General features: G+C 46.3%; 13 protein-coding genes. 1 reads left to right on the top strand and 12 read right to left on the bottom strand.

The annotated features are described in order from the left end of the window. Positions 1 to 10 precede the first annotated feature (10 nt). Positions 11 to 340, top strand: a complete 330-nt coding sequence (locus V7S65_RS31885; RefSeq protein ID WP_200817378.1) for a hypothetical protein — start codon at positions 11 to 13, stop codon at positions 338 to 340. A 6-nt stretch (positions 341 to 346) separates the two neighbouring features. On the opposite strand, the gene V7S65_RS31880 is transcribed toward V7S65_RS31885, so the two are convergent. The 12 genes from V7S65_RS31880 to V7S65_RS31825 all read right to left on the bottom strand — a co-directional run bounded on the left by V7S65_RS31880 (position 347) and on the right by V7S65_RS31825 (position 17,695). Then, positions 347 to 736: a DUF1801 domain-containing protein gene (locus tag V7S65_RS31880; protein ID WP_336389581.1), complete on the bottom strand. Its 390-nt coding sequence runs from the start codon at positions 734 to 736 to the stop codon at positions 347 to 349. 55 nt (positions 737 to 791) lie between these two features. Then, positions 792 to 1,142, bottom strand: a complete 351-nt coding sequence (locus tag V7S65_RS31875; RefSeq protein ID WP_336389582.1) for a hypothetical protein — start codon at positions 1,140 to 1,142, stop codon at positions 792 to 794. Between the two features lie 146 nt (positions 1,143 to 1,288). Beyond that, positions 1,289 to 2,221, bottom strand: a complete 933-nt coding sequence (locus V7S65_RS31870; RefSeq protein WP_336389583.1) for a S1 family peptidase — start codon at positions 2,219 to 2,221, stop codon at positions 1,289 to 1,291. Beyond that, positions 2,218 to 3,555 carry a MutS-related protein gene (locus V7S65_RS31865; protein WP_336389584.1) on the bottom strand — a complete coding sequence of 446 codons (1,338 nt, stop codon included), beginning with the start codon at positions 3,553 to 3,555 and terminating at the stop codon, positions 2,218 to 2,220. Before V7S65_RS31865 ends, V7S65_RS31870 begins: the two co-directional genes overlap by 4 nt. 95 nt (positions 3,556 to 3,650) lie before the next feature. Then, positions 3,651 to 4,982, bottom strand: coding sequence for a MutS-related protein (locus V7S65_RS31860; protein ID WP_336389585.1), 1,332 nt, complete (start codon positions 4,980 to 4,982; stop codon positions 3,651 to 3,653). A 26-nt stretch (positions 4,983 to 5,008) separates the two neighbouring features. Next, complete coding sequence (locus tag V7S65_RS31855; protein WP_336389586.1) at positions 5,009 to 7,357, bottom strand: Gldg family protein; 2,349 nt, start codon at positions 7,355 to 7,357, stop codon at positions 5,009 to 5,011. A 12-nt stretch (positions 7,358 to 7,369) separates the two neighbouring features. Then, the gene (locus V7S65_RS31850; protein ID WP_336389587.1) at positions 7,370 to 9,712 is read right to left on the bottom strand and encodes a Gldg family protein; all 2,343 of its coding nucleotides are present in this window, start codon (positions 9,710 to 9,712) and stop codon (positions 7,370 to 7,372) included. Between the two features lie 10 nt (positions 9,713 to 9,722). Beyond that, positions 9,723 to 10,652 carry an ABC transporter ATP-binding protein gene (locus tag V7S65_RS31845; protein WP_079472896.1) on the bottom strand — a complete coding sequence of 310 codons (930 nt, stop codon included), beginning with the start codon at positions 10,650 to 10,652 and terminating at the stop codon, positions 9,723 to 9,725. Between the two features lie 65 nt (positions 10,653 to 10,717). After that, positions 10,718 to 11,185 carry a DUF2059 domain-containing protein gene (locus V7S65_RS31840; protein WP_336389588.1) on the bottom strand — a complete coding sequence of 156 codons (468 nt, stop codon included), beginning with the start codon at positions 11,183 to 11,185 and terminating at the stop codon, positions 10,718 to 10,720. Positions 11,186 to 11,291: 106 nt separating this feature from the next. Beyond that, the gene (locus V7S65_RS31835) at positions 11,292 to 12,023 is read right to left on the bottom strand and encodes an RNA polymerase sigma factor (RefSeq protein WP_111579720.1); all 732 of its coding nucleotides are present in this window, start codon (positions 12,021 to 12,023) and stop codon (positions 11,292 to 11,294) included. Positions 12,024 to 12,033: 10 nt separating this feature from the next. Continuing rightward, positions 12,034 to 13,452 (bottom strand): RagB/SusD family nutrient uptake outer membrane protein, encoded by a 1,419-nt coding sequence (locus V7S65_RS31830; RefSeq protein ID WP_336389589.1) that lies wholly within the window; start codon positions 13,450 to 13,452, stop codon positions 12,034 to 12,036. A gap of 16 nt (positions 13,453 to 13,468) precedes the next feature. Then, complete coding sequence (locus V7S65_RS31825) at positions 13,469 to 17,695, bottom strand: SusC/RagA family TonB-linked outer membrane protein (protein ID WP_336389590.1); 4,227 nt, start codon at positions 17,693 to 17,695, stop codon at positions 13,469 to 13,471. Positions 17,696 to 17,733 lie beyond the last annotated feature (38 nt).

The raw sequence follows: 17,733 nt of genomic DNA, 5'->3' as shown, positions 1-17,733 counted from the left end.
CTGCCCGGATATGGCAACCTTCTTGTGGAAGCGCTTGTATAACATCAATACCATGAGCCACATTGTCATTCCAATTCCACCACTCCCGGGTAAGCAGGAGATAGAAGTTGAAGTAACCATTAACAACCAGAAGCAACAACTGCATTACCGGGTGGAGTTGTTTTACTGGGACGATTGCTCCAACCCGATGGGGCACCGGGCAGATTGTATCAGTGAAATGTTGTCGCACCACGATCCGGAGTGGACCGTATATTATATCGGCGCGCCTACAGACAAGTTTGTGCCGATCACCTTTGTGAGTAAGGAAAGCAGGAAGTTATTGCAGCGGGTGAATGTGTAAAGGAAGCTAAAGCAATCGTTCCAATACGCCTTTGCGTTTAACGATGTTTTTATAATCCCACTGGATCTTTGCGGCTTTCTCAAGCCATCGTTTCAGCAAATCTGTGTTTACCTGTTTTACATTTGTGTAGCGGGCCTCAGCAGCCTTGAAGGAACCTTCCGGTTGCAGCCCTTCTTCTTCAAACGACTGGCCGCTCCAAAACAACAGGCGCACGCTGTCTTTTAATTTGCTGTAGCCAACAACCGGGTTTCCGTTCAGGAACCACACCGGGTGCCGGTGCCAGATTTTATTTTCTGCTTCAGCCAGGTGTTTGTCAATTTCCCGGGCCAGCTTTTCGCATATCGCCTTATCTGCAGCTGACATTGAATCGTTGTAGGCTTGTATTTCCTTGTTCATATTGTAGGTTTTGCAAACTAAAAAACAATAGGATCAAACTAAAAATACAAATAAATTATTCAACAAAATGCCAGCATACACCGGCTATATCAATAATATTCACTTCTTTTCCATAAGGCTGCTGGATTACTTCCCCGATCCGTATTCCAAACCGTTCCGGCAGTTTTTTTTCAATCATCTCACTTCTGAATTCACTTGCATTTTCAACCCCTACAGTGATCATAAAATTCTGCGCAAAATCGGGAACATCATAGTGCTGCAAAATAAACCGGCAGCCATCTTTCTCAAAACCGGCATAACCTGGTGCTTCAAAACTGATGTTAAACCCTAACGCTGAAAATAGCTGCTTTGATCTTTCAAAATCACTTCCCGAAGGAACAAATGGTTGCAGGGAAAGAAATTTCATACGTTGCTTTTTATAGTGCTATCCGTTGTCACAGAAAATTACCCTAAAATGACGCCCGGTGATGTAACCGTTTTCAGGTAACTATCTTCTATTCTCACATCTAAATATAAGATTATCTGGAAATTACCAGCTTCTCTTTGGAAGATTTAATTGCCCAGCAACTCCTGTAATGCACTCACAGGCAAAGTATCTTTTATCACCATTTGCTGATGCCCCGTAACATTACCGGCATCATCTTTCACAACGGCTCCCAGCGGCAGTGTGGAGGAAACTATCCCGATAAGATTACCGCGTTTATCCAGTACCGGTCCTCCGCTTGAACCCACGCCATAGTCGGCAGTAATCTCCATCCGGATGGGCGGTTTACCCAGGGGATTATAACCCGCCGCAGCCTGCCGGGCACCGATGGTCACATTTCTTGCTACAATACCCTTACTGAAGTAGTAGAAATAACCGGTAGGATGGGAAATGCAGTAAACGGCAGTTCCCACTTCTGCAGGCTTCCCAACTGGTATTGGTTGGAGCGGTGTACCATTTGTGTTCACCTTAAAAATGGCCAGGTCATTATTTTGAGAATAGGCAAGTATCTTTTCTATGAAATAAACCTGTTTATCATGGGCAATAATAAAGTAGACACTGTCTTTCGCAGCCTCCGGGTTATCATTTACAATTATGCTTTTCAACACGTGATAGTTGGTTACGCATATTCCATCCGGGTTCAGCGCAAAAGCGGTGCCTGTTAAACCGAATGATAGTGCGTCTGTACTGTCTTTTGCCTTCTGCAGTTTTCCTACAATGAATACGCTGTTTTTTCTCCTGGCATAAATCTCTTCATCGGCCAGTACTTTGGTCGTGGCGGAAAGAAGTTTGATTTTATCACCGGCCGGAGGTGTTTCGTCTGTGAGCAAGGCCGCGCTGTCCTTCAAATCCTGCATCATAGCGCTTTTGCCGGGAGACCCAAATTTTATGTCGCTGAAGTAATGCTGGTAATCGGTGTATATAGCGGAAGTTTGCGCCACGGCAGGTAGCAGTCCGCCCAGTATAATGATACCTGTTAGTAAGAACGTACTTTTTTTCATGATGATTTGTCCGGAGTTTTGTTGTACAGCAGTTCGAGGATACCTTCATTGCGGATGATCATCATCCCCTGCCGGTCTTCCGTAATTCCTTCCTGTAGCTGGTAAGTATAGCGGGGATACGCTCCATCCATTACCGTGGGCATATACACGAAGTGAACATTGTGGCGGGACTTCAGCGCTTCGCCTACTTCAATAATATGCGTGGAAACAATGAACAGGCAATCCTGGTAATCGGAAAAACCCTCTGTTACAGCGAGCGTACCGTCGTAAGCATCTTTTACATTCGTGCCTTTGAACAGCTCATCAAACATGAGCAGTAATCTTTTCCCGCTTGCTGCCGCTTCTGCGGCCTGTTTCACTCTCACTACCTCGGCGTAGAAATGACTGTAGCCAAGACCGATATTGTCTGCCACATTGATGGAAGTATACAATCCTTCCCTGACGGAAAATTCCATTTTCGCAGCCGCCACCGGGAATCCCATATGCGCCAGGTAGCATCCAATACCCACCGATTTCATCAGCGTGGATTTGCCCGCCATGTTGGCTCCTGTGAGGAATAATACATTACTGTCCGCATGCATAAAAATCCGGTTGCCCACGGCTCCGTCGATACATGGATGGGCTAGCCCTGAAGCCGACAGCACGTTTGTTTCCGGCGGCAGCGCCCGGGCATAGCTGAATGATTTCTCCGCCGCCACCGCGCTTACTGAAATGTATACATCTGTTTCGTAAATAAATTGTAAGATGTCTTCCATTTGCTGGTACAACCTTCCTTTTAATAAGTGGTCGTAACTGGCTAAGGTTTTTATTGGCAATGCCTGGTAGATGTCGATATTGCGAAGGAGCGCTATCCGCTTATCAGATAAGATGTTCTTAATTGCCTGTATGCGGGGGTAATAGGGGTTTCCCTCCGCATGCATGGCTGTTACAAAAGCATGGCACTTGTTGAGGGTGATAATAGTAGCCTGTAATCCCTGTACATTTTTTTTATACTGCTCGTCCCTTGTGAGCGTAGAAAGCCATTTTTTTATAATCGTGCCGGCCAATACCAGCGCAGCATTTTTATTCGCACCCATGTCGAGGTACTCCCGCATCAGGCTTACCTGCTGCACATCGAAGGGGAAAGAGAGCTTTGCCTGCTGGAAATATTGAAAGATGCTGCTACGCTCATTGATCGTGGCTTCATTATCTAAAGGAAAGCGGAACATGTTATCAAGCAATTGCTCTCCGCCGCGTGTTTTTACCCGGTTAAATAAATGATACACTGATCCCTGACGGTACTTGCCCAGCAGATTCAGTTCATCAAGGGTTTGTTTGTCAATTCCAAAACTCATACGACTATTATTTTTTACCAGTACTACGAAGCGCTTCTATGGTAGTTGCCAGTTGTTTCTCCTGCTTACCATTACGCAGATGGGGTGAAAGCATTTCATACTGGTTTCACCTGGCGGGATGCTGATTCCGGCGCTCTTTTTTTCTTTCCTTTCTCCAGTATGTTCAGGATATCTTCATTACGAATAATCACCATGCCGTGCCGGTCGTCTGTAATGCCTTTTTCCAATGTGTAGGTATATTCCGGCACGTGGTTGTTCATTCGTGTGGGCAGGTAGAGAAAGTCGATATTGCTTTTTTTCTTTAGCTCCTCTCCTGCTTCCACTATATGCGAGGAAATAATGAACATACTGTTTTGTTTTGTTGCAAAGCCATTCGTAACAGCAACAGTGGCTTCATGAGCATCTTTTACGTTGGTACCGCGGAACAGCTCATCGAACAAAATAAAAAATGATTGGCCGGTGCTTAACTCGGTCGCCATTTTTTTAACCCTCAGCACTTCCGCATAAAAATGGCTGGCGCCAATACCCAGGTTATCGGGCAGGTTCACCGTGGTATAAATACCATCCATCACGGAGAACGTCATGCCCTTTGCAGCCACCGGAAAACCCATATGGGCCAGGTACAGGGCGGTACTCAGTGAACGAAGAAAGGTGGATTTACCGGCCATATTGGCCCCGGTCAGAAAAATAACATTCTGTGCGGCGTTCATCGTAATATCATTGCCTACCGGGTTCTTTAACGCGGGATGGTATACACTTTCGAGTTTAAGTTCACACAGTCCTTTATCTAATGCTTTTGGAAAGATAAAATTCCTTTCTGTAGCTGTTCCGGCAACGGACATATATACGTCCAGGTAGTAGATGTGGCCTAACAGTTTTTCTACTTTGGCCCGGTCGCTTACCCTGAACAAGGCGTCATACGCCGTTACCGCACCATAGGATAATTTTCCTTTGGGTTGTTCTTTGAGTACAGGTTCAAAAACAGGATCGGCCAGCAGCCGGGTAATCGCTTCACACTCGGCTGCGTAAGCAGCTATGTTTTTCACATCGTGCTGCTCCACGAATTTTTTTGTAAGACGAATAAGTTCTATTACCGCTCCCACGCCGTTTTGTATTTCTTTTTCACCGAGTAAGGTTGGGTCGTTCTTGCTTTTTGAATTCTTTTCACCGCTGATAAGATACTTTTCCGCCATGTCAAATAGCGAGGCATTGTAAGGAAAGGGCATGCCCAGTCGTGCAAAATCTTCGATGATACTGCTGCGCCTGTTGATGGCATCCTTATCGGACAAGGGGCTGCGGAACATCTCTTCCAGTAAGGCTTCGCCGCCCCTGGTATGTGAGCGGTTGTAGATATCATAAATCCCGCTGCCGCTTTTTTTTCCAAATATCCCCAGGTCTTCTATGGTTTGTTCGTCGGTTCGTAACATCTTATTTGTATTTAGTAAGCGAATCGTTATTTCCGTTTTCTGCGAATCAATAGTATGACGCCTATTAACAGTATCACACCCGGCAGCACCCATATGTAGATGATTTTCTGCAAACCGGCCACTTCTGCGTTGACCTGCAGACGGGTATCCTCCGGTTGAGGACGCGGTGTATAAACAGGGAACTGGTTATAGTTTAACCAGCTATGAAGCGCATTGCCGAAAAAGCTCTCCGCCAACCGGCGGTTACTCAAAAAATCAGCATCGCCACATACAATGATCCGTTGTTCTTTCCCGCGAACGGACCTTGTTAATTGCACAACGGTGGGAAAGGAAGCCTGTTTGATATCTCCCTCCAGCGGATTAAACGGAGGAAGCGTGGAATCCGTCACCAGGTTGCCCGCTTTCAGCCATACGCGATCCGGACTGGTCATAGCCAATGGCGCCACCGTAAAGGCACTATCCCTGGTATAGGAAATTCCCGCAACGCCCGGCATGAGTATTTTTATTGAATCGCCTGTCAAGTGCGCCTGTAGTCTCTCCCGTAATACCAGCATCGCGGGTTCTTCAGCAAGACCGGCACTCGTTGCTGTCAGATAGGGTTTTACCTTATCCGGGGTTTCATTATAAGTTGGCTGTACCAGCTGCCCATTCATCAGCTGCACGCCGATTTGCTGAAGCAGCGGGTTGAGTACATATTGTTTGCCGGGTTCACCGGTGATCAGCATATTACCACCTGCATCGATGTAATTTTTAAGCTTTTCATACACAGCCGGGCTCAGGTCCATTTTGGGGTCGGCCAGTACAAGCGCCGTAATCCCGGCCGGAATGTTCTGCGTGGTAAGGTTGATGGTATCCACATCAAAGCCCACATTTATCAAAGCATGGCGGGCTGGTTTTGAAGTGGTATGATAAGCATATTCCCGCTCCCCCATTTTATAAATATTGCGTTCGAGTTCACCGCTCACAAATAATAACTTTGGTATATCTCCATACAATAAGTGTTTGAGGGCTGCATTCATGTTCTGCTCGTCGGCCCATACAAAATCATCCTCAAAAGTGCGGAGGTATTCGGTGCGTCCCTTGTATTTTAATTGCATGATCAGGCGATAGCCCTCCGGTTTAAGGTCGATCAGCTTGTGCATTTCTTCCGGCGTTTTAAACATCGACAGATCCAGGTCCATCGCATCCGCATATTCCGCTGCAATCTGTTTCAGGTTTTTACCCGGAAGCATTTTATACAATGCACTGTCTGTTCCTTTCGCATCCGTATCGTAATAATATTCATACTTAAATGAGATGTTTGGTTTAAAACGTAAATAAGCTTCCCAGAAATTGCCCAGATAACTTACGTTCCGCACCTCGGGAAGTCCGTGGGCTACCAGGCGGTCTACCAGGTTGGTATACAGCGTAACTTCCAGCGTGGTATCACCCATTTCCTTCAGCAGCTGTTGTGTGCGGGGATGTATGGTATTCATTTTGGTGGCGGAGGCGTCCCAGTAACCGGTGAGTGCAGGGCGGGAAGTGATGTAGCCGGTCATAAGGGTTACCGCAAAAACGCCTGCAAACCGGCCCGCTTTTATGTACCAGGGCTTAACTTCCCGGGCATTCCGCAGTTTTATCAGCGTAAAGCCAACGAACATCCACGAAACCACTATAAAATAGATAACATCTTTCGTAGTAATCAGCCCCTGCAACATTTTTCCGGTGCGGTTCTGAAGAGACAGGAAATAGGTAAGGTCCCTTACAAAATCATATTTCTGCCACAGGCCACCAATCCGGCTGAGAATAAAGATCACGGTAAAACTGGCGAGCGCTGATACGATCTGGTAAGTGGAAAGGCTGGACATAAACAATCCAATAGCCGAATAAGCACATACAATCAGGTAAAAACCCAGGGCGGCGGAAAACAATACGCCGTAATCAGCATTTTTAATATTGAAAAAGCCGGTGATCATAAAAATTCCGATAATCGCTATCAGCAGCAGGCTGTAAAGCATGATGCCCAGATACTTTCCCAGCACAATCTGCCTCAACTGAACCGGCGAGGAATACAATAACTTAATAGTTCCATTATTGATTTCCCGGCTGATCAACCCCATCGTGAGCAAAGGAATAAAGAGATACAGATTTCCTATTGCACGGAGAAATATGCCACCCGCCAGGAAAACCTTCAGGGTTAATGAATCCGCCGCCATCGATATTGTTGGCCTGGGATTGTTTTTCAGCACCATGTCCTGGTAAAGTGCCAGGTCGTAAACGGGACTCGTATAAACGAGCGCACATTGCACCAAAAACACGATGATCAGAAACCATGCAATGGGTGAGTAAAACAGGTACCGGAATTCATTCTTTGCAATTCTAAATAATAACTTCATTGGTGCGCTTATTTATTTCCTTTTTCTCCTGATCAGCAATACGGTGCTCAGGAATAATAATATACCAGGCAATACCCACAGGTATGCTATTTTCTGTACCGTTGCCCTGGCCGGGCTAAGAGTAAGCATATTGTCGCTGGCATACGGATAGTTTGAGTAAAGGGGCATCCGGCTATCATTCAGCCAGCAGTAGAATGTCCTGCTCACCCAACTGGAGTATGATTTTTGGTCGCTGAGGAAGTCGGCATCTCCACACACAATCATCCGTTGCTCCCTGTTATTGATCTGCCGCGTTAGCTGAATACAGGTAGGGAAAGAGTTGATCTGAATGTCGCCTTCCTGCGGACTGAATACCGGGGCCACCGAGTCTGTCACAAATTTTCCGGCTTTTGACCATACGGCTCCGGGAACCGTTGCAAACAACGGCTTTGCGGCAAAACCACTGTCCCCGGAATTAACAATTCCCATAGCGGAAGGCATCTCTAATTTCAGCGAATCATCATACACCCCGTTGGTCCATAAACGATTCATCGGCAAGGCAGGGTTTTCCTTCGCCATACTGAGCCCTGTCGCCGTCATATAAGGCATCACCATATCCGGCGCGTTATTATAGCCGGGCTGCGCCAGCTTGCCGTTCACGTACTGAAAGCCTGTCTTTTGAAGCAGGGGGTTCAGAATATGCTGTTTACCAGGCTCGCCCATTATCAGCATATTGCCTCCCTTATCTATATAACTTTTAAGTTTGTTCAATACAGGGGCGCCTAAATCCATTTTAGGATCGGCCAGCACTACGGTGGTCACATCAGGCGCAATGTCCTGTGTAGCCAGGTTAACGGTGTCCACATCAAAACCGATATTCACCAATGCACCGGAATTATCTTTGCTTATTGTCTGTTGGAAAAACTCCCGTTCTCCGTTTTTATAAATGCTACGTTCCAGTTCTCCGCTGATGAAGGCTATTTTCGGCATTTTAGTACCCAGCAGCCGTTCCAGTGTGGCATCCATGTTCGGGGACCGGGGCCAGTCGCCATTGCCGTATGTCCGCAGGAAAACAGCGCGGCCTTTATATTTCAATTGCATCACAAGGCGGTAGCCTTCCGGTTTAAGATCAATGAGCCTGCGCATTTCTGCCGGGGGCTTAAAGTTGGATACATCCACCTTTAACACTTTTGCTACCTCACGGGCTATTTGTTCCAGGCTCTTTCCCGGAAACTCTTTAAAAATAGTGCCGCCCACACCGGTGCTGTCAGCGTCGTAATAATATTCATACTTAAAGTGGATGTTCCAGTTAAAACGAAGGTAATTTTCCCAGCAGCGTTCCAGGTAAACATTGCGCCATTCCGGAAGGCCGGCCTGTGCGCCTGCGCCAAGTAAGTTGGTGTAAAGCGTTACCTCAAGCGGGCCGTCGTCGAACGATTTAATAATTTTTTGTGAGTGCGGAAGGAGTGTGTTCGTTTTCCCGGCGGTGGTGTCCCAATACCCGGTAAAGCGGGGACGCGAACTAATGTAACCTATCAACAGGCCGGACAGAACCACCGCCACGTACCTGCCGGCTTTTACAAACCAGGGTTTGGCTTCCCTTTCGCCCTGCAATTTTAATAATGTAAAACTGACAAACAGGTAGATGATAATGATGTAGTAGATCACATCTTTGGTAGTAATCAGACCGGTCACCATTTTTTCAGTACGTCCCGCAATAGAAAGAAACCAGGTAAAGTCTCTTACAAAATCATACTGCTGCCATAAGCGCCCGATATTCATTAATGCAAAAAACACCGTAAAACTGGCAATCGCGGACACAATGGGATAAGCCGTTAAACTGGACATGTAAAAGCCTATGGCCGTAAAAGTGCACAACAACAGGTAAAACCCCAGCAACGTTGATAACAGGGGACCATAGTCCAGCGATTTGATATCAAAAAACCCGGAGATAATAAAAATGCTGAGGATAAGTACCAGCAGCAGGTTATAGATCATAAGGGCAAGATATTTCCCCAGGATAATCCGGCTTAGTTTAACCGGTGAAGAGTACAGCAGTTTAATGGTACCACTGTTGATTTCCCGGCTAATGATGCCCATCGTAAGAAGGGGTACAAACAAATAGATACTTTGCAATACATTAATCAGGATACCGTCGTTGTCCAGGAAAATACTCGAAGTTACAGAGTCCGTGGCACGGTAAACCCAGTTAGGATCATTGGAATACGCCAGGTGGGCGAGTTTCGCCCAGGAATAGGTGGTGCCTGTATAAAAATACGCGCACATCACCAGGAAAACAATCAGTAGAAACCAGGCTATTGGTGAATAGAACAGGTTACGAAGCTCATTCTTTGCTATTTGAAATATCGTCTTCATTAGTTGCGCTTTATTGTGGAGACTGGGAGGATAGTTGTTTGAAAACATCATCGAGCAGCCCCTTATCAAGCGCTATCTCTTTTAATTTCCATCCCTGTTCCACGCTCGCTGTGATCAGTCGCTCCGAAATATCTTCATGACTGCCATCGAAATAAACCCTCGCTTGTTTGTTCGTCAGAAATTCCACCTGGGTAACGCCCTGTATTCTTAACAGGTCGCTTTTCGGCGGCGGGTTTTCCATGCGTAAGAGCATAATTTTTGACTGCACGTAATTATTGAATGCGTCCATACTATCTGAAAACACCATCCGGCCCGCCTCTATCATGATAATCTCTTTGCAGAGCAAATTGATTTCGGACAGGATATGCGAGGACAAAAGCACGGAATGGTCAATGGCTATTTCCCTGATGAGTTTTCTCGCTTCAATCAGCTGGTTGGGATCAAGTCCGTTGGTGGGTTCATCCATCACCACAAGTTTTGGCTTATGAATAATCGCCTGCGCAATGCCTACCCGCTGACGGTAACCACCTGACAGGTTTTTGATAAGCCGGGAGCTGAAGTGCGTGATACCACAACGTTCCTTCGCTTCCTCCACGGCCGGTTTGATCTTACCTGTATCCATCAGCCTGAGTTGCGCGCAGTAGGTCAGGTATTCGTCGATCGTAAGATCTGTATACAACGGAGGATTCTGTGGCAGAAATCCTATTTCTTTCTTCGCTGCTTCCGGATATTTTCTGAGATCAATACCATTGATATACACGCTTCCTTCCGTTTGATTCAACACACCGCAAATAATATTCATGGTGGTGGATTTGCCCGCGCCATTTGAGCCCAGCAATCCTACAATACCTGATTGTTCCACCTCAATATTGATGTCGCGTATGGCCCAGGTGCTGTTATACCGGTGAGAAAGATTCTCCGTTCTTAAAATGGAAGTCATAAAATATTCGTTTGACAATTTGCTTGTTAAATACTCCGCGCAACGGCGGCGGCTTATACGGTAAACTAACGGCTCTGAGGACCGCCGACAGCAGGAGCATTCAGTTTATTCAATTCTTCTGCGTGTGCCTGCAGATTGGCACTCATCATTTGCGCGGATTCCATCTGTAACTGGGCGGCAGTGGTCAGCTGTTTCTTTCCGGCCGATGTTTTGTAAAATGCTGTCAGCACCTCTATTTCTTCCGTGGTATAATATTTTGCATACAACTTCAGCAAGTCATTTTTGCAGGCAGGATACGATGCATACCTGATAAAAAAAGCACGTACATCTTCCTTTTTGCCAGCCAGCTGCGCTGAACCCGCAGCAGTTTGATCTGCCGCTGCAATAGCTGATTGCATATAGGCTTGTTCCAGGTTCATCGCAGCAAACAACTGCTCTATTTTCTGATATTGTTTTGTGCTGTCCTGTTGTGCTTTTGCAGCAAATGTTCCGCAAATCATCATAGCGGCCAGTAAGAGTGTTCTTGTTTTCATGTTTTTTATTTAATTGTTGAATAATTTCTTTGTCAACAGACATAGCAAGTTCCTTTTCATGAAATGCTCCATGAATTCATTCACCCGTCCGGATTAATGACCTGCCTTATTTCAGCTTCAGTTTCATTAATTCAGACGCACCTGATTTTAAAGGGAATATTGGTTTGCTGTTTGCCTGTTGCTGTATAGTATATAAACTATCAGACGCAGCTTTTGTACTAGTGCGATTAAAAAATATATTGTTAAAAACAAAAAATAAAAAGAAGAGGGTAACACCGCCGATGTGTTCTTTTATAAACTGAACGGCTCTGCTCAGATGGTTTTTAACCGTATGTGGAGAGATCTTTAAATGATGCGCAATTTCATCCCTGGTAAGCCCGTCCACTTTGCTCAGATGGTATACGGCCTGTTGTTGTTCAGGCAGGCGGGTGTATATTTTATTAAAAACAATCCTGTTTTCTTTTTGTACCAAACGTTCTTCCACTTCAGTGGCAAATTCCTGTTGTGATGTGCGCAAAGAAGCATACACCCTGGTTTTGAAGGATTCTCGTTTCAAATGCCCCATAGCTAAGTTAGTGGCTACTCTGTACAACCAGCCACCCAGGTTATCAGGCGTTATTGTCACACGCTTTTCCCACAACCTCAGAAAAGTTTCCTGTACAATATCTTCTGCTGTTTGCCGGTTCCTGGTGATATAAGTAACAATGGTGAGCAGCTTGGCAGAATGATGCTGTACGATTGCACTAAATCCCGCCTCGTCTTCAAAACACATACGATCTGTTCCCGTTTCTTTGATTGGAAATAACTGATTCTCTATCGACTGGTTCATCGTTATCATGACGCTTATTTTACCGTGGGTTCTGTATAATAGCGGGGTTATTAGCAATAATGAGAGGAGAAAAAGGCATCAGGTAACGCGGTGAATTGGCGGTTAATGTGGCCTTCAACGTAGTACCGTTATCGGCGAACCTTTGCAGGGTTTGTGCAAAGCGGCTATCCCTGTTCAGCCGTTTCAGATCAAAAAGCCGTAGCCCACCATAACAGAAGAGTTCTCTTCTTCTTTCCTGTAATACCGTGGTCAGTACATCTGTGGTGCTGCCCAGCGGCTCATAGGTAATCAGGCGGTTTTTTCTGAGCTCATTGACTAACGCCAGTGCCCCTGCTGCATCTTCCTGCCTGGCGAGGCATTCGGCTTTTATCAGCATTACCTCCGGCACGCCGAGGCTATAATTAAATGCCACTGCACTAAAGTTGCCGCCGTTGATATAAAGACCGCCATCTGCGAAATTGCCGAGTAACCTTATATCATTGCTATCCAGTACGGCACGAAGTGTAGGGCTAATATGAAAAGCAGTATGCCGGATATTGTAGAAATCATAATCCACACATAGCCTGGCAAGTAATATTTCAGGATTCTTCGACAGATCCAGCAAACTGGAAGGCGCTACATAATCCCGGTTGTATTTCAGCAGCTGGCTGTTAATGGTTAATGCTGATTGCGCGGCGTTGAGTGCGTCGGGGTATTTAGCCATATTCAGATAAATTCTTGCCAGTAATGCATACCCTGCTGCTTTACCGGGATGCACCACATTCTGCCCCATACCGGGCAAACCGGGTGTAGCTACTGCAGCTGTCAGATCCGCGATGATCTGGTCGTACACCTGTTGTACAGTGGCCCTTACCGGCTGGTCACTGGCATCAGGAAGCAATACCAAAGGAACAGCCAGATCAGTGGCGGCTGTTGCCGCCTGGTAATCTGATCCATACAAACTGGCTAATTGCAGATAATACCATGCGCGGTTAATTTGCGCCTGCGCGCGAATCACACTTTTCTGTTCTTCACTCCCCGTTGCCCGGCCGATCCGCTCCAATACAATATTCATTTGCAGAATACGGGTATATGAAGCGTTGTACATAAAGTCGGACTCACCTGGTTTCCAGATGGTTTGTTCCCATAAATAAGACCGGGTATAGGATGAAACGGCGTCGGCAGACAGGTGTACATCTTCCAGCCGCACATCATCGCTCATGAAGTCCGCCAGCAGATAATTGCACAGCGCCAGGGAATCACTGTTCAGCATCTCTTCAAAATCCCTGATGGTGGTAGGATTGATGCTGGTGGTGTTGGGACGCACATCAAAGAATTTTTTGCAACCAGGCAACAGGAACAGGAGTACGCAAAGCGCAGCCATCATCACTCCTCTTACATCCATGCTTCGCAGCAGGAAATCTGACAGGTTACTATGCCGGAGAAATTTTCTTTTCATATTTGTTGTCGCTTGTTTAAAATTTCATATTAACACTGAACATATATTGCCGGGTATTAGGTAGTTCTATCTCCCCTGTATTGGCCACGGTTTCAGGATCTACATGCAGCCTGTTGCTGGTCCATAAAGCAGCATTCAGCATTTGCAGGGATACGGTGAGATCCTTGATAAAATAACGCTGCAGCATTTTACCGGATAGCGCCTGCCAGCCTATCTGCACTTCCTGCAGACGGATGTTATCAGCAGACATAATACTGTTGGTAGAATTTTGAATGATGAATTTCCGGGTACTGCCTTCATCTCCATTACCCGACATCGCTGCGATATCTGTAAAGGCCTCGTCTCCCGGCTTCCGCCAGCGATCCCGGATCAGGAGGCTGTTATCCTGCGTTCTCGACGGAGACGGCAGGTATTCCCGCATCACATGACCAAAATTGAGCAGCAGTGTTGCCCTCAGAAAAAAACCTTTATAGTCCCATTCCTGTATGAGGCCACCTGTAAAAGGCGGACGGGTAACACCGCTGTAGACCAGTGAAGAAGCCAGTGTGGCGCTGTCAGGACTGGCAGTACTTTGCCCTTTGGCGTCATATATCCTGGGACTCCCGGTAGCATCCAGTCCGGCCCAGCGATAGCTCCAGAGATTCTCTGTGCTGTAACCATTACGATAGTCTGTGAGGTAGCGTGAGGTTTGTGAGAAATTTACCAGGGGTACATCTTTCGCAATATTTTTATTATAGGCGCCATTAAGGGTAATCACATACTTAAAATCTTTCTGCTGCAGTACTTTTATTTGCAGGTACATCTCCACTCCTTTTTTGACGATCTCACTATAACTGATTTTTGTTCCTAACCCTGTAGAAGGATCGGTAGGAACAGGAATAAAATTATTGAGCCCGGCCGTGTTTGTCTGGTAATAGCGGATATCGAAAAGATAACGGTCATTGGCTAATCCCAACGTTGAATGCACTTCCATGTTTTTTACCGTTGGCGGAAGCTGCCCGAAGCTGTTATTTACCGCCATGGTGAATCCGCCACCGGATAAAGGAGCGTTGGTACCTGCCATTATTTCCATACCCTGGTAGGCACTGATATTTTGCAGGGTAAAATCCACCAGCAATTTGCTGATGGCGCCGGCATGAAAATAGGATTCCCTGGCGATGTCATAAGCAACCCTCATATTTGTTTGGGGATTCCCGTCCAGCGAATAACCATAACCTGCGTATAAATGCAGGAGCCCCTGCCTTAGCCTCACCCGTGCGTTTGCACCCACATAATTTTTTATTTCGTAGCCGCTGGTGGTTTTGTCTCCGCTATTGTTATTATTGATGCGTAAACTATTATAGCTGATATCAAAAGTATAACGATCCTCCAACAGGCCTATCCCCAGTTTCTCATACACGTTGTATGAACTTTGCCCGCTTTGCTGGGCTGGTGTGAAATTGACAACCCAAACCCCGTAGTTATTCCAGTTGCTTTGAAGATCCCGTTGGGCAGTAATTTGCGTGGGTAAACCGGGAAGGCTGATTCCATCCACGCCGGCAGTCAGGGCCACATTGGTGATCCAGGAAGGAACCTGGAAAAAAGGCTGCCTGCTTAAACGCCAGGTGGCATCCGCGGAGTAGTTGGTAAGGTTGGTATAGGGACGGGGATTGCCATAGTTAGGACTTAACGTTGTATTGTACTTGCCATTCAGTATATAGGTATCGTTATAGGAATAAGAAAAGCTGCCGTTCCAGTTGAGCCCCCGTGAGATGATGGTATCGCCCGCTGCCGGAGTCAGTAATGTATTTGGATAAACCATTCTGCCATAGGTACCTTCCCAATACCTGTCGGGCAGGCTAAACAAGTTAAGAACACCTGCTGTGGGGTCCGGAGAGGGCAACAGCACCGCCTGGCCCTGACGGGTTTGTTTATTATAGCCATAGATGGTGGCATAAGAAGGACTACGTGACGCATTACCAAAACCGCCGCCGCCAATTGATGCAGAAAAGTAATGCTTCCCGAAATTCTTGTTAAACAGCAAAGCCGATCGCAGGTTCCAATCCTTGTTTTTTAAAGATGATTTTTTCATTATGCCACCGCGGGGCACATAAAAATCAATGCCCGTAACGGCGCCATAGTCGTCGAATACAGGGCTTCCGTATTCATTTACCAGCTGCCTGGCCGGGCTGGAAACAGCATCCAGCAGGTTTTCTGTTCTGCCATTCAGCAGATCATATTGCAGTGAAGTGGACCACCGGAGAGATGGCAGGATATCCCAGTCGGTATTCAGCCTTGACTGCACCTGGAGGTTTTTGCTGATCTGACTGTTTATCCGTGCATCCTCCAGCACATTGGCGCCATAGTCTTCATACCCGTATTTCTTAAGGGCGGTATTGGCATCCGGGTTAAAGGTGGAATAATCGTATACATACTTTCCGCTTACCGGATCAACGAGCAACTGGTAAGGTTGCAAACTGCGAAAGTCGGAGTTAGCACCGGTCCTGGCTGTGTTTTGGGAAACATTTATATACCATTGCGCGCGCAGTTTGTTTTTAAATAATAAGAAGTCATTGTTCATATTCAGGCTGAACATCCGGCTGTAGTTGCCCAGGGCGGTAGAACGGGTGGTATTGTAGATGCCGGCGGCCCTGAAACGCCAGGCATTGCTGCCTCCTGAAAGGGTGAGCATCTGGTTTTGATTAAAGGAGTTTTGTTGCAGCTGCCTCAACTGGCTTTCATTGGATAGCCTGCCCAGCGAATCCAGTTGGGTATTATAGTCATGCTCAGACAGGGCGCCTATCTGCCACCCATAGAATATACGCTCAGCAGAATTGAGACTAAAAGCTGCACGTGGATCATTTTTACTTCCCAGCACCATAAAACCCGAATCGGATGCGGACCTTAAATAGTCCACGATATCGGCGGAAGAAGCAAGACGTAGTTTACTGCGGTTAAACCGGGGCGCCGCTGCATAATTTAAGTTGGAACTATAGCTGAGCTGTAATTTTCCCTTCACAGCGCGCTTGCTGGTGATCATAATAATGCCTCCCGTGGCCCTGGGTCCCCATTTGGTCAGTTCTTCCGGATCTTTGATCACTTTAACAGATTCTATATTGGTCATCGGGTAGTTCGCGGGAAATCCATCCTGCGCAAAACCATCAATGATGATCAGCATACCCGACGTATTACCACTAAATCCGCTTACTCCTCTTAATTGCGGAATCAGGCCGTTATTACCAACGGAAGTGCTGTAATTAAAACGAACGCCATCTATACCTTTCATAGAATTGATCCACGAATCAAAGGTGGGATAACCGGTTGACGAATAGACACTTTGATATTGGTTATAGTGTGCCCGCAAAGCGGCTATGGTTGGCTTGTAGGTACCTGTTACGGGCACCCCCCTTCCGGTAAAATCGATGGATTGCAATGTCTGCTGGCTTTGAGAAGAATTTTGCAAAGTGAGACCGGGGATGCTGCCCTGTAATAACTGCCCCAGGTTCAGGTGCGTCCGGTGCGTCATGTCGATGGTGTCTGTAAAGGGTATTCTTTTCCGGCTCATGTCAATGTCATCGATCACTACGGCATTCATCTCTATGGGCGCCACTTTCATCGTTACTTTCAGGCTCACTTCCCCATTGTATTTTACTTCCACATTCCTGTGCCCAATGGCGCTGAATACCAGCTTATCGCCCTTTTGCCCATATACTTCAAAAGTTCCGTCTGCATTGGTAACCGCAAATGTTTTCTGGTGCGACCCGCCGGATATGCTGGTAACAGTTACACCTTGTTTAGGATTGCTAACTGAATCAACCACCACCCCCCATATAAGGATGTCTTCGTCGGGCAATGCTGCCGGCGCCGCAGTTTCACCACTGGCGCCTTCTGATCCGGCAGTTTTTCTTTTAATGCCGATGTTATTACCGGAGATAATGTAAGATAATGGTTGGTTTTTCAGGCAAATTTCAAGTACGTCACGGATACCGGCATTGCTCACATTGATGGTTACCGGAGCTGTTTTATCCAGCACACCTTTCTCATAAAAAAAGATATAGTCGCCCTGTTTTTTGATAAGATTGAATATCTTTTTCAAGGGCGCATTCCTTTCATTCAGCGTAATTTGTTGCGCCGTTGCTGCAGTACCTGCGAAGATGCCCGCAAATAACAATACTGATACCGTAATTGTCTTTAAGAGAAAAATCTTAGTCAGCTTTTTGTTATGTTTAAAAAATACAGGGACCTGTAATGAATAAAAATTCATAGTTTTGAACTGTTTTGGGTTCATAATTAATTTACTTT

The sequence above is a fragment of the Chitinophaga sp. CCNWYY40 genome, from assembly GCF_037483205.1.
In the GTDB taxonomy this organism is placed as follows: Bacteria; Bacteroidota; Bacteroidia; order Chitinophagales; family Chitinophagaceae; genus Chitinophaga; species Chitinophaga ginsengisegetis.
The sequence above is the reverse complement of the archived record's forward strand: the minus strand, read 5'-3'. Positions and strand labels throughout refer to the sequence as shown.